Source organism: Streptomyces sp. NPDC033216 (assembly GCF_055577115.1).
The window spans coordinates 423,744-437,055 of the sequence record NZ_JBVIQK010000004.1 but is presented as its reverse complement, the minus strand read 5'-3'; the positions used below and the strand labels follow the sequence as shown (position 1 = coordinate 437,055).

At 74.1% G+C, this 13,312-nt stretch carries 11 protein-coding genes; 10 read left to right on the top strand and 1 reads right to left on the bottom strand.

Annotated features, from left to right (window positions below):
- Positions 1 to 158: 158 nt before the first annotated feature.
- Positions 159 to 1,733, bottom strand: coding sequence for a hypothetical protein (locus ACZ5Y0_RS11410; protein ID WP_469128400.1), 1,575 nt, complete (start codon positions 1,731 to 1,733; stop codon positions 159 to 161).
- A 366-nt stretch (positions 1,734 to 2,099) separates the two neighbouring features.
- On the opposite strand from ACZ5Y0_RS11410, the gene ACZ5Y0_RS11405 reads away from it, so the two are divergent.
- From ACZ5Y0_RS11405 to ACZ5Y0_RS11360, 10 genes are read left to right on the top strand one after another with little or no spacing between them, the layout of a single operon-like run.
- Positions 2,100 to 3,356, top strand: a complete 1,257-nt coding sequence (locus tag ACZ5Y0_RS11405) for an ATP-grasp domain-containing protein (protein WP_469128399.1) — start codon at positions 2,100 to 2,102, stop codon at positions 3,354 to 3,356.
- Positions 3,353 to 4,180 carry a Rossmann-like domain-containing protein gene (locus ACZ5Y0_RS11400; protein WP_469128398.1) on the top strand — a complete coding sequence of 276 codons (828 nt, stop codon included), beginning with the start codon at positions 3,353 to 3,355 and terminating at the stop codon, positions 4,178 to 4,180. Before ACZ5Y0_RS11405 ends, ACZ5Y0_RS11400 begins: the two co-directional genes overlap by 4 nt.
- Complete coding sequence (locus ACZ5Y0_RS11395; protein WP_469128397.1) at positions 4,177 to 5,265, top strand: PLP-dependent cysteine synthase family protein; 1,089 nt, start codon at positions 4,177 to 4,179, stop codon at positions 5,263 to 5,265. Before ACZ5Y0_RS11400 ends, ACZ5Y0_RS11395 begins: the two co-directional genes overlap by 4 nt.
- Positions 5,262 to 6,293 carry a mandelate racemase/muconate lactonizing enzyme family protein gene (locus ACZ5Y0_RS11390; protein ID WP_469128396.1) on the top strand — a complete coding sequence of 344 codons (1,032 nt, stop codon included), beginning with the start codon at positions 5,262 to 5,264 and terminating at the stop codon, positions 6,291 to 6,293. The genes ACZ5Y0_RS11395 and ACZ5Y0_RS11390 overlap by 4 nt, the downstream gene beginning before the upstream one ends.
- Positions 6,277 to 7,548 carry an MFS transporter gene (locus ACZ5Y0_RS11385; protein ID WP_469128395.1) on the top strand — a complete coding sequence of 424 codons (1,272 nt, stop codon included), beginning with the start codon at positions 6,277 to 6,279 and terminating at the stop codon, positions 7,546 to 7,548. Before ACZ5Y0_RS11390 ends, ACZ5Y0_RS11385 begins: the two co-directional genes overlap by 17 nt.
- Positions 7,545 to 8,345: a class I SAM-dependent methyltransferase gene (locus ACZ5Y0_RS11380; RefSeq protein ID WP_469128394.1), complete on the top strand. Its 801-nt coding sequence runs from the start codon at positions 7,545 to 7,547 to the stop codon at positions 8,343 to 8,345. Before ACZ5Y0_RS11385 ends, ACZ5Y0_RS11380 begins: the two co-directional genes overlap by 4 nt.
- A 37-nt stretch (positions 8,346 to 8,382) precedes the next feature.
- Positions 8,383 to 9,951 carry an ABC transporter substrate-binding protein gene (locus ACZ5Y0_RS11375; protein WP_469128393.1) on the top strand — a complete coding sequence of 523 codons (1,569 nt, stop codon included), beginning with the start codon at positions 8,383 to 8,385 and terminating at the stop codon, positions 9,949 to 9,951.
- Positions 9,948 to 10,919, top strand: a complete 972-nt coding sequence (locus ACZ5Y0_RS11370; RefSeq protein WP_469128392.1) for an ABC transporter permease — start codon at positions 9,948 to 9,950, stop codon at positions 10,917 to 10,919. Before ACZ5Y0_RS11375 ends, ACZ5Y0_RS11370 begins: the two co-directional genes overlap by 4 nt.
- Positions 10,916 to 11,719 (top strand): ABC transporter permease, encoded by an 804-nt coding sequence (locus tag ACZ5Y0_RS11365; protein ID WP_469128391.1) that lies wholly within the window; start codon positions 10,916 to 10,918, stop codon positions 11,717 to 11,719. Before ACZ5Y0_RS11370 ends, ACZ5Y0_RS11365 begins: the two co-directional genes overlap by 4 nt.
- Complete coding sequence (locus ACZ5Y0_RS11360) at positions 11,716 to 13,260, top strand: ABC transporter ATP-binding protein (RefSeq protein WP_469128390.1); 1,545 nt, start codon at positions 11,716 to 11,718, stop codon at positions 13,258 to 13,260. Before ACZ5Y0_RS11365 ends, ACZ5Y0_RS11360 begins: the two co-directional genes overlap by 4 nt.
- Positions 13,261 to 13,312 lie beyond the last annotated feature (52 nt).

Below are 13,312 nucleotides of genomic sequence, written 5' to 3'. Positions count from 1 at the left end.
ATGCATGCCCCACCGGGCGAACGGCCGCTCAGGCTTCACCCGCCTGACCCTGCGTGTCCGGAGCGGCCGCTTCCAATGAAGCGCCCGAGGGTCGCCGCACGCGCCGGGGGAGACCCGACCGGCGGCGACCCCGGCCCCCCAGGGCCGGTTCGGGTCTCTCAGATGCCCGATCCCAGAGTCCGCGTGGTGTAGGCGCACTCCGTGTAGAGGTAGCCGGACTCCAGCTTCGCGGTGTCGGTGGCGGGGGTGGACATGGTGTCCGACGCCGACTTGTGCACGAAGTAGGTCGTGCCGGGCGGCAGGCTGATCGTGCGCTGCGGGTAGTTCCTGTCGCCGCTGCACGGCTCGAACCCGGGGCTGAGGGTGCTGGACAGGGAGTACGCCTTGCAGCCGCCGCAGCCCTTCAGGGTGAGGCTGCCCGTCACCGGTCCGGTGTACAGGACGGTGACCTCGTCGGGGCTGTCGTTCTTCACCGTGACCGGGATGCTGCCGCCGGACCGTGTCGTGGGCAGGGTCTTGCCCGCGGCCGGCAGGGTCTGGGCGATCTCCGCCCCGATCGCGATCTTCTTCGCCCGAGCGGCGTTCTTTGCGGTCCTGTGGGCCGAGACGTACTCGTTCATCGTCGTCTGCGCGGCTTCGAAGTCACCGTCCCGGTACTGGTCCACACCGCAGGTGTACGTGCCCGAGTCGGCGCTGCTCGTGGCGCGCCCGGCGTCCTTGGTGAGGGCGGCCCCGATGCCCGCCTCGTCGCCCGGCAGATCCGCGATGCGGGAGCCGAGGTCCTTCAGCCGCTCGACGGCCGTGCAGGGCTCGGCTCCGGAGAGGCCCTTCACCTCCCGGGTGACGGCGGCGGCCACGGCCGGTTCCACCTTGGCGGCCTGGTCGGAGTCGGGGAAGGTGGTCAGCAGCTCGCCGAAGTGGGCCGCCCAGGTGGACTGGTCGGAGGCCAGGCCCCGCGAGGCGCACTCGTACAGGGAGGTGGCCAGCCGGTCGTCGGGCCACTTCTCCAGGTTTCCGAGGTCGGTGGAGGGCATGGCCTCGGGGACGGTGCGCAGGTAGGTGAGGGGCGCTATCGCCGTGCAGTAGTCGGCGTCCTCGTACGGGGTGGCGACCGTGGTGTAGAAGGTCTTCATCCGGGTGGGCACCCGTGCGGCGGCGCGTGAGTCGGGGTGGTCGGATCTGAGGTCCTCGTAGGCCGTCAGCGCTTCGCGGTAGCCGGCCTTGCCGGTGCCGAAGTCCTGTTCGCCGGACGCCGTGACCAGCTTGTCGGCCCGGTCGAGCCGGTCGAGGAGCATCTGCTCCGTCGCCTCCTCCCGCGCGTCGTCGTACAGCACGACGCCTCCGGCCGGCACGGCGAGCAGGACCAGGCCCAACAGCAGGGCGAGGGGCGCCCGTTGCAGCAACGCCCTGCGGGAGCGCAGGCCGACGAGGGCGCCGTGCGCCGCGACCCCGGCGAGGAACACCGCGTACAGGACGAGGGTCGCCACCGGGACCCCGTCCGGGTCGGCCGGGAGGGCCACGAGCAGCAGCACGGCGGTGGCGGTCCAGCACAGCAGCATGAGCACCCAGCGGCGCAGCAGCGCGTACCCGAGCCCCAGGCCGCTGAGGTTGAGGACCGCGACGGCGACGGCCCGCGCGCCGTCCGGCGGCGCGGGCGGGGCCGGTGGCGGTGCCGACGGCATGGGCGGCACGTGGAAACTGTGGCCCCGCATGCCGTACTGATCTCCGGACATGGCTGTCCTCCCCCATCAACAGCGCCCGAACTTCGGTGACTTGTCAGTCTACGGGTGCCGATGCACGGCAGACAGGGGCGGCGGGTGCCGATCTCCCCGGCCCCACCGTGCCCGAGGCGCGGTGGGATCACCCTTCGGCTCGGCGACACCTCGATGCGGTGAGGGAAACGGGGTGTGGCGTCCGATCCGTCGGCGGAGCGTCTCGGGCGCGTCCCCGGCGCGCATGGTGCGCCGGTGCGACACGGGGGCTGGAAAATGAAAATGGTTATCGATAGCGTGTGGGGCGGCGCCGCCCGGCACCCTCTCTCCGGTGAGGGTCCGCCGGGCTGCCGTGTCGCCTGAACTCGCCGCTGGAAAAGGGGAACTGTGGCTCATCTGCTGATGGTCGAGAGCTGGGTCGGATCGATGAGCAGGCTGTTGCCACGGGCGATCGGGGAGGGCGGGCACACGTTCACGTTCCTCACCCGCGACCTGCACCACTACCTGCGCTCGGCGCCCGAGGGGACGGCGCACCCGCTGCTCGGCGCCCGCAACGTCGTCACGGCGGACACCAACGACGTGGAGAGCCTGCTCCCCGAGGCCGAACGGCTGCACGCGGCACTGCGCTTCGACGGCGTCCTCACCTCCTGCGACTACTACCTGCCGGCCGTGGCCCGGATCGCCGCCCGCCTCGGCCTGCCGGGCCCCGGCCCCGAAGCGGTCGGGAACGCCTGCCGCAAGGACGCCACCCGCCGCGTCCTCGCCGAGGCCGCGGTGCCCGGCCCGCGCTTCGCCCTGCACGAGGAGTGGGACGACCTCGCCCGGTCGGCTCGGGAGATCGGCTACCCGCTGGTCGTCAAGCCGGTCGACCTGTGCGCCGGCATGTACGTGCGCCGCGTGGACGACGAACGACAGCTCGCCGAGGCCGTACGCGCTCTGGCCGGCTTCCCGGTGAACGCACGCGGGCAGCGCCGGTCGCCCGCCGTCCTGCTGGAGGAACTGCTGGACGGGCCCGAGGTGAGCGTCGAGACGGTGTCGCACGCGGGCGCGGTCCATGTGGTCGGCGTGACCGACAAGAGCGTCGGCGGGGCGCCCGCCTTCATCGAGACCGGCCACATGTTCCCCGCCGACCTCACGCCCGCCGACGCCAAGGCCGCGGAAGAGACCGCCCTGAGCGCGCTCGAGGCCCTCGGCCTGACCGACGGGGTCGTGGCGCACACCGAGATCAAACTGACCGTCGCCGGACCGCGCGTCGTCGAGGTCAACCCCCGCCCGGCCGGCAACCGCATCACCGAACTGGTCCGCCATGTCACCGGTGTCGACCTCGCCGCCGCCTTCGTGGACGTCGCCCTCGGCCGTGCCCCCGACCTGCGCCGCACCGACACCGGAGTGCGCAGCGCCGCGATCGGCTTCCTGGTCCCGGAGCACGCCGGCACCCTGAAGGCCCTCGACGACGGCGGCGTACGGGACGCGGACGGCGTACTGGAGGCGGAACTCGCGAAGCCCGGCAGGGCGGTGAAGGCGGCGGGCAGCAACAACGAGTACCTGGGGCACGTCATGGTCGCCGACACCCGCGGCCCCGGCGCCCGTACCCGTGTCGAGGACCTGCTGGCCGGCGTGCGCGCGGGACTGGTCGTCCGATGACCACCGCGACCTTCCACGCCTACGAGGATCTCGTCGACCGAGTCCGCGGCGGCACCCTCGGCCCCGACCCGGCCACGCTGCGCATCGCCGTCGCCTTCACCACCCGGCAGGCCGTGCGCCACGCCGGACGCGGCACCGGATACCGCAACGAGGTGCTCAGCCTGCGCCTCGCCGAAGCCGTCGGCTCCTGCGCCGTCGAACCCGGAGAGCTGCCGGACAGCGCGCTCGACGACTGCGTCGGCGCGGACGTGGCCCGGCTCCTGCGGCACCCCCTGGCGCCGGTCCGGGTCGCGGCCCTCGACGCCTACCTCATGCACGTCACCCCGCACACCCCCGAGCACGGTGCCCGGCCGGTCCCGCTGCCCGCCGGGTCCTCCCTGGAGAAGTCGCGCGCCCGCGCCCGCGCCGTGGTCGAACTGCTCGACCTGCCCGCCGGGGCGAACGTGCTGGTCGTCGGGGTCGTCAACTCCCTGCTCGAAGCCCTCCGTTCGCGCGGACTCCGGTACCTCCCCAGCGACCTCAAGGGCGGCACCACGGAGTGGGGCGAACCGGTCCTCACCGACGCGCTCGCCGCGGCCGACCGCTGCGACGCCCTGCTCGTCTCCGGCATGACCCTCGGCAACGGCACCTTCGAGCCCCTGCGCCGGCACGCGCAAGCCCATGGCAAGCAACTGGTCGCGTTCGCCCAGACCGGCAGCGCCGTGCTGCCCCGCCTCCTCGGCCACGGGCTGAGCGCCGTCTGCGCCGAGCCCTACCCCTTCTTCTGGCTCGACGGCGGCCCGGGAACCGTTCACCGCTACGGGTGTCCGGGAGGCGAGCGATGACCACGACCGCCGTCCTCCCCGACGCGCGCCGGGAACTCCTCGCGCTGCTCGGCCGCACGCCCGTGGTGCGCGTCACCGCCGACCTGCCGGGTGCCCACCCCGGGTTCTGGGCCAAGCTGGAGGCGCTCTCGGCCGGCGGCATGAAGGCGCGGGCCGCGGTGTCGATGCTGCTCGGCGCCCGCGAACGCGGCGAACTGCGCCCCGGGGCACCGGTGGTGGAGTCCACCTCCGGAACGCTCGGTATCGGCCTCGCCTTCGCCGGACAGGCCCTCGGCCATCCGGTCGTACTGGTCGGCGACCGCGAACTGGAGCCGTCGATGCGGCAGTTGTTGCGCGCCCACGGCGTCCGCCTGGAGATCGCCGACCGGCCCGCCCTCCAGGGCGGCTGGCAGGCCGCCCGCCTCGCCCGGCTGCGGGAACTGCTGACCGAACTGCCCGGAGCCTACTGGCCCGACCAGTACAACAACCCCGACAACACCGCCGGTTACGCCACCCTGGCCGCCGAACTCGCCACCCAGCTCGACCACCTGGACATCCTGGTGTGCAGCGTCGGCACGGGCGGTCACAGCGCGGGCGTCGTAGGACCACTGCGCCGCCACTGGCCCGCGCTGCGCCTGATCGGCGTCGACGCCACCGGCTCCACCATCTTCGGCCAGCCTGCCCGCCCCCGCCTGATGCGCGGCCTCGGCAGCAGCATCCACCCGCGCAACGTCGCCTACGACGCGTTCGACGAGGTCCACTGGATCGGCCCCGCCGAGGCCGTCGACAGCTGCCGCAGACTCGCCCGCGGCAGCTTCGTCACCGGCGGCTGGAGCACCGGCGCGGTGGCCCGCGTCGCCGCCTGGGCGGCCCGCGTGCACCCCGGCGCGGTCGTCGCGACCGTCTTCCCCGACGGCCCGCACCGCTACCTCGGCACCGTCTACGACCACGACTTCACCGCCGCGCACGGCATCGACCCCGCCGCCGCGGCCACCCGGCCCGTGGAGATACCGCACCCGCACACCGCCGAGGCGACCGGCTGGGCGCGCTGCACCCGCGTCACCGACCCCCTCGGCGCCCCACGTCCCCAGGAGGGGAGCCGATGAAGGCCAGTCTGCGGACCGTACGCCTCGTTCTCGCCGAGCCGCTGCGGATCTCCCGGTCCACCATGGCCGCCCGCGACGCCGTGTGGCTGACCGTCGAGCACGACGGACTGCGCGGCCACGGCGAGGCCGTCACCAGCGTCTACTACGGCCTGGACACCGATACGCTGCTGCGCCTCCTCCGCGCCGTCGACCTGGGCCGCTTCGCCGACCCGGAGAGCGCGCTGGAGGCCCTGCGCGAGGAGGAGCCGGTCGTGCCACCGGCCGTGACCGCCGCCGTCGAGGCCGCGCTCCTGGACCTCGTCGGCAAGCGCGCGCACGTTCCCGTCCACCGGCTCCTCGGCGCGTCCGCGCCTCCCGTGGCCGCCACCGCCCGCACCCTCGGCATCACCTCGCCCGCACACGCGGCGGTCGAGGCCCGCCGACTCGCCGCGAGCGGGTTCCGGGTCATCAAGGTGAAGGCGGGCGCCCCCGACCCCGAGGACGACGTGGAACGCGTGCGCGTCGTGCGGGACGCGGCCCCCGGCGTGCGGCTGCTCCTCGACCCCAACGGGGCCTGGACACCCCGCCAGGCGGAGAAGCTCCTGCCCCGCTTCGCCGACCTCGGCGTGGAGGCCGTCGAACAGCCTGTCGCCCCGGGCGACCCGCAGGCGCTGGCCGCCCTCGCCGAGCGGTCACCTCTGCCCGTCATCGCCGACGAGGACGCCGTCGGCCTCGAGGACGCCCGCCGCCTCGCCGGACGCGTGCACGGCGTCAACGTCAAACTCGCGAAGTGCGGCGGCGTCCACGCGGCCCTGCGCATCGCCGAGGCGATCGAGGGCAGCGGCACCGCCCTGATGCTGGGCTGCCTCACCGCCAGCAGCCTCGGTCTCGCGCCCGCCGTCCACCTCGCCGACCGCGCCCGGTGGGCCGACCTCGACGGACACCTGCTCCTCGCACACGACCCGTGGAGCGGCATCGGCGGCACCGACGGCTTCGTCCGCGCGAGCGACCGGCCGGGACTGGGGGTGACCCATGCGGACCTGGCGTGAGATGCGCGGCTTCCCCTTCGCCGTCCGGCTCCTGCTGGTCAACCAGCTCGGCGTCAACACCGGCTTCTACCTCCTCATCCCCTATCTCGCCGTCCACCTCGGCGAGAACCTGGGCATGTCGGCAGCCGTCGTCGGCATCGTCCTCGGCGTGCGCAACCTCAGCCAGCAGGGCCTGTTCCTCATCGGCGGCTCCGCGGCCGACCGGCTCGGCGCGCGGGGGGTGATCATCGCCGGGTGCGCCCTGCGCACGGTCGGGTTCGCCCTGTTCGCGCTGGGCGACGGACTGCCGGTGCTGCTCGCCGCGTCGGTGCTCAGCGGACTCGCAGGCGCCCTGTTCAACCCGGCCGTGCGCACCTACCTCGCGCAGGAGGCGGGGGAGCGCAAGGCGGAGGCGTTCGCCCTGTTCAACGTGTTCGCCACCACCGGTGCCCTGATCGGCCCGCTGCTGGGCAGTGCCCTGCTCCTCGTCGACTTCCGCACCTCCGCGCTGACCGCCGCCGGCATCTTCGCCGTCCTCACCGTGGCGCAGGCGCTCGTGCTGCCCGCACGGAAGGTGCCGCCCAGCCGGGGCGGTGTCCTCGCGGACTGGCGGGAGGTGGCCGGCAACCGGGCTTTCCTGGGCTTCGCCCTCGCCATGGTCGGCATGTTCACCCTGGAGAACCAGCTCTACCTGCTGCTGCCCGACGGCGCCCGGCAGGCCACCGGCTGGGACGGTGCCGCGGGCCTCGTCCTCCTCGTCGGCACGCTCGCCAACCTGGCGCTCCAGCTGCGCGTCACCCGCGCCCTCAAGGCCCGTGGACACAGGGCCCGTTGGATCACGTACGGGCTCATCCTGATGGGCCTGGCGTTCCTGCCCCCGGCGGTGGCGGCCGGCTCGTCGCCGGACGGGTGGCTCGGCGCCGTGCCCGTCCTGCTCGGCGCCCTCCTGCTCCATCTCGGCATCATGATCGCCTCGCCCTTCGTCATGGAGCTGATACCCGGCTTCGGCCGCCCCGAGCTGACCGGCACCTGCTTCGGCGTCTTCTACGTCGTCTCGGGCGTCGCCGCCGCCGTCGGCAACACGGTCGTCGGCTGGGCCATGGACACGGGCGGGCGGACGGGCGCCGAGTGGCTGCCGTGGGTGTGCTGCGCCCTGCTCGGCCCGGCCTCGGCGGCCGGGGTGGCGTGGCTGCACCGGCACGGGGCGCTCCCCGGAAGGCCGCAGCCCGTTCCCGCGGCCCGAGCGGTCCCGGCCGAGGAGAGGAGCAACGCGTGACCGTCCACACCGGCGGAAACCTCCTCACCGACAACCCCGCCCTCTACGAGGCCCGCTTCCCCGACCCCGAGCGGCTCGCCGCACGCTGGGCACAGGAGCGCCTGCGCCACCACGACGCCGGTCCGCGCGTCCTCGACATGGGCTGCGGCACCGGCCGCGACGCCGCCCACCTGCACCGGGCCGGCCGTAGGGTGACCGGCGCCGACCTCTCCGAGGCCATGCTCGGCCACGCCCGCGCTCACCACCGGGGCCCGGTCTACGTCCGGGCCGACCTGCACGGCTTCGACCTGGGCCGGGCCGCCTTCGACGCGGTGATCTGCCTGGACAGCTCCCTGCTGTACTGCCACACCAACGACCAGCTCGACGGCTTCCTCGCCTCCTGCCGCCGCGCCCTCGCGCCCGGCGGGCTGCTGCTCGCGGAGATGCGCAACGGCGCCCATCTCCTCGGCCGCACGGACCTCCTCGACACCCCGAAGATCGACGCGTTCACCTGGCGCGGCACCCACTACCGATCAGCCACCCACCTGTTCGTCGACCGCGAAGCCCAACTCCTGCGCCGCATCCGCGTGTGGACCGCCGACGACGGCACACCCCCGGTCGAACAGCACTCCGCCTGGCGCCTGTTGTTCCCGCAGGAGCTGCGGCACTTCCTCGCCGGGCACGGCTTCGAGGTCCTGGAACTCCACGACGGACCCGGTCCGCGCACCGAACCTCCGTGGCGGGAAGGCGATCTCCCCGGCGCCACGGCCGACGGGGACCGCCTGCACCTCGTGGCCCGCCTGAGCGTCACCCCCTGACCCCCTACCCCGTCCGACTTCACTCCAAGGAACAGCCATGCACGACGAACGTATCTCCGGCCTGCGCCGACGCGGCTTCCTCGCGGCCGGCACGGGGGCCGCCGCCCTCGCCCTCGTCGGCTGCGGGAACGGCGCCGGCGACGACCGACCCGACAGCGGTGACGGCAAGCCCAGGAAGGGCGGGCGGCTGCGAGCGGCCTTCGCCGGCGGCGGCGCGAGCGAGACCCTCGACCCGCACCTGGCCAACCTGTTCGCCGACGTCGCCCGCGCCAAGGCCCTCTACGACAAACTCGCCGACTACGGCGCCGACCTCTCCGCGCGCCCCCGCCTCGCCGCGTCCTGGGAGCCCGACAAGACCCTCGCCCGCTGGCACGTCACCCTGCGCGCGGCCACCTTCCACGACGGCAGGCCGGTCACCGCCGAGGACGTGCTGTACAGCTACCGCCGTATCGCCGACCCGAAGCAGGCCTACCGCGCGAAGGCCTCCCTGGAGCCCATCGACCTCGACGCCAGCCGCGCCACCGGCGCACGCGGCATCGAGTTCCGGCTCAAGCGGCCGACGGCCGAATTCCCCAACGTGCTGGCCGCGTTCGGCGCGTACATCGTGCCCGAGAACGCCACCGACTTCGACCGCGGGCCAGTAGGCTCCGGGCCCTTCCGGTTCGTCTCCTTCGCGCCGGGCCGCTCGGCCGTCTTCCGCCGCAACGACGCCTACTGGGACGGCGCCCCGCACCTCGACGAACTGGAACTCGTCGTGGCCAACGAGGAATCGGCCCGCGTCAACGCCCTCCTCGGCGGTCAGATCGAGTACGCCCACGAACTCAACCCCACCACCGCCCGCGCCCACGAGGGCAGGGGGCGGATCGACATCGTGCGGTTGCGGGGCAGCGCCATGCAGGCCTTCTGCATGAAGACCGACCGTGCCCCCTTCGACGACAAGCGGGTGCGCGAGGCGTTCTTCCTCATCGCCGACCGCCAGGAACTCGTCGACGGCGCTCTGTCCGGCGCGGGCGTCGTCGGCAACGACCTGTTCGGCAAGGGCTACGAGTACTACGCCGACGGCCTCCCGCAGCGCGCCCAGGACCTCGACAGGGCCCGTGCCCTGCTGAGGCAGGCCGGCGCCGGGAAACTGAAGGTCACCCTGGACACCTCGGCCGTCGCCGCCGGGTTCACCGAGGCCGCCGGCATCTTCCGCGACCAGGCCGCCCGGGCGGGGGTCACCGTGGACGTGCGGATGGGCAGCAAGGACTCCTACTGGAGCGACATCCTCGACCACGGCACCCTGTGCTGCTACCGCTCCGGCGCCATGCCCATCGAGGCGCACATCTCGCAGCGCCTCCTCACAGGCTCCACCACCAACGCCACCAAGTGGAAGCACCCGGACTTCGACGCCCTCTACCAGCAGGCCCAGTCCACCCGTGACAAGACCGAACGGGCCGCCGTGTACGAGCGCATGCAGCGCCGCCTGTACGCCGAGGGGGGCTTCCTCATCTGGGGGTTCGCCGACTGGATCATCGGAACCGCCCGCTCGGTGAGGGGAGTCGAGACCCGGGCGCCCGCCAACACGCTCGACTGGGCCCGATTCGACAAGGTCTGGCTGGCGTGACGGAGAGGCCGAGGACGAGGGGCCCGCGCTCGTTCGTCGCCCGGCGGTTGCTCCTCGGCGCCGCGCAGACCGTGGCCGTCGTGCTGCTGGTCTTCGCGCTCACCGAGGCGCTGCCGGGCGACGCGGCCGTCGCCCTCGCCGGGGACCAGCCCGACCCCGCGCGCATCGCCGCGATCCGCGAGGCGATGGACCTCGACCGGCCGGCCCACGAACGGCTGGCGGCCTGGGCGGCCGGCCTGCCGCACGGCGACTTCGGCACCTCCCTGACCTCCGGCCGCCCGGTGTCCCAGTACCTCGCCGACGGCTCCGGGCCGACCCTGCTGCTGGCAACCCTCACCCTGGCCCTGCTCGTCCCGCTCGGCCTCGGCCTGGGTGTGCTCGCCGCCCGCCACGAGGGACGGCCCGTTGACCGGCTGATCAGCTCCGTCACCCTCGCGGTGTACGCGGTCCCCGAGTTCGCCCTCGGTGTCCTGCTGGTGACGGTCGTCGCGCTGAAACTGGCCTGGCTGCCACCGACCGCCGTCGGCTACGGCACCGACCTCCTCGCCCACCCGGAGGGCCTCATCCTTCCGGTGCTCGTCCTGCTCTCCCGGCCGGTGTGCTCCCTGTCCCGGCTGGTCCGCGCCGGAATGGTCGACGCCCTCGCCTCGCCCTACGCCGCCCACGCCCGTCGCTGCCGCGTCCCCGGCGTCCGTGTCCGCTACGCGCACGCCCTGCCCAACGCCCTCGCCCCGGCCGTCCAGCAACTGGCCCGCACCGCCGACTGGCTGCTGTGCGGCGTCATCGTCGTCGAGGCGCTGTTCGTCGTTCCGGGCCTCGGCACGGTCCTGCTCAACGCCGTCGCCGAACGGGACGTACCGGTGGTGCAGGGGCTGGCCGTGGTCTTCGGCGTGCTGACCGTCGTCCTCAACCTGGGCGCGGACCTGGTGGCCCACCGGCTGACCCCGCGTGCGCAGGTGTCGGCATGACCCGGAGCCGCTTCGCCCTCGGCATCGCGGTCGTCGCCGTCCCGCTGGGCCTCGCCCTCCTGGGACCCGTGTTCGCGGGCGAGCCGGGCCCCCGCTCCCTGTCCTTCGCCCTCGGCGGCGGGCACCCGCTCGGCACCGACTTCGTCGGCCGGGACGTCTGGCGGCAGGTCCTGCACGGCGGCCGCACGGTCGTCCTGACCGCCTTCGCCGCGACCGCCCTGGCCTACCTGGTCGCGCTGCCCGTGGGACTGGCCGCCGCGCTCACCCACGTACGGCGCCTGGAGGAGTCGCTGATGCGGCCGCTGGACGTGCTGCTCGCCGTACCGTCGCTGCTGCTGATCCTGCTGGTGGCGTCCGTGTTCTCGCCGGGTGCGGCCGGCCTCGCGCTGCTCGTCGCGCTGGTGAACGTGCCCGACGCGGCCCGGATCGTGCGGGCGGCGGCGGGCGAGGCCGCCGCCCGACCGGCGGTGGAGGCCCTGCGCATGCAGGGCGAGACCCGGTGGCGCATCGCCGTGGGCTACGTCGGCCGGTCCACCCTGCGCACCCTCGCCGCCGACGCCGGCATACGGCTGACCGGCGTGCTGTACCTGGTGTCCACGGCCGCCTTCCTCGGCGTGGGCGTCGCACCGGACGCCGCCGACTGGGCGGTCATGGTCGACCGCAACCGCACCGGACTGTTCGTGCAGCCCTGGGCGGTCGTGGTGCCCGCCCTGCTGATCGTGGCACTGACGACGGGCACGAACCTGCTCTTCGACGCCGCCCTGGAGAGGACCCCGCGACGGAAGGGACGACGTCCGTGAGCCACGACACCGCCTGCGCGGCGGAGATCCGCGACCTGCGCGTGGAGATCGACGGCCGGGCCATCGTCGACGGGGTGAACCTGAGCGTGCCGCCCGGCCGGGTGACCGCCCTGGTCGGGGCCTCCGGCAGCGGCAAGACCACCACCGGCCTCGCCCTGCTGGGGGAGTACCCGCCCGGCGCCCGCGTCACGGGAGAGGTGCGCCGCCCCGGAGACGGGCCGGTCGGCTACGTGCCCCAGCATCCCGCGGCCGTCCTCAACCCGGCCCGCCGCATCAGCGCCCTGCTCCACGACATCGCCCGCCCCCAGGTCCGTCACCTGCCGCGCGCCGAACGCCGCACCGCGGCCCGCGAGCTGGTCCTGCGCTCCCTGGAGGACGCCCAACTCCCCGACGGCGCCACACTGCTGCGCCGCTATCCGCATCAGCTCTCGGGTGGCCAGCAGCAGCGGGTGGTGCTCGCACAGGCGCTGCTGCTCGGCGCCCGTGTCGTCGTCGCCGACGAACCCACCACCGGTCAGGACGCCTTGACCAAGAGCCGCATCGTCGACCAGCTGGCGGCGGTCGCGGCCAGGGGCATCGCGGTCGTGCTGCTCAGCCACGACCTGGACGTGGTCCGCGCGCTCGCCGACGAGGTCCTGGTGATGAGGGCGGGGCGGGTCGTGGAGTCCGGTCCGGCCGAACGGGTGTGGCTCGCCCCCCGGCACGAGTGGACCCGCCGGCTCCTCGACGGACACCGGGCCGAGCCGACGACGGACACCGGCGCCGAGCCCGCCCGGACCGTCCTGACCGTCCGGGACCTGACCGCCGTGCACGGCACGGCCACGGTGCTGCGCGCCCCGCACCTCGCCCTGGGAGCCGGTGAGTGCCTGGCAGTCGTCGGCCGGTCGGGCAGCGGCAAGACCACCCTCGCCCGCTGCCTCGCCGGCCTGCACCGTGACCACACCGGCGAGATCCTGCTCGACGGGACGGCCCTCCCGCGCAGCCTCCGGCACCGCGACCGGGACGCGCTCGCCGCCGTGCAGTACGTGTTCCAGGACGCCCGCGCCGCCTTCGACGAGTTCCGGCCCGTCCTCGCGCAGGTCGCCCGCACCGCGGTCCGGCTGCGCGGCACCGACGAACGCACCGCCACCGGCGAGGCGTCGACGATGCTGGCGCGCCTCGGCCTGCCCGAGGATCTCGCCCACCGTCCGCCGGGCGCCCTCTCCGGCGGGGAACTCCAGCGGGCCGCCCTCGCACGCGCCCTGCTCGCCCGGCCCCGCGTCCTCATCTGCGACGAGATCACCTCCGGCCTCGACACCGTCACCCGGCGCGGCATTCTCGACGTGCTGGCCGGCCTCCTGCGCGACGGTGACGGCCTCGCACTGGTCCTCGTCACCCACGATCTGGACACCGCGCGCCTCGCCCACCGCATCGCCGTGCTGGAGGCGGGAGAACTGGTCGAACAGGGACCGGCCGGAGCGGTTCTGACGCGTCCTCGGCATCCGTTCACCGTCGCGCTGATGGAGACCACGGCACGTCTGGGGGAGGGAACGCGTCCGTGACGGGGGTCGAGGGGGGCGGGACGCTCACCAGCCGGGCACGCCGGACGGCCCC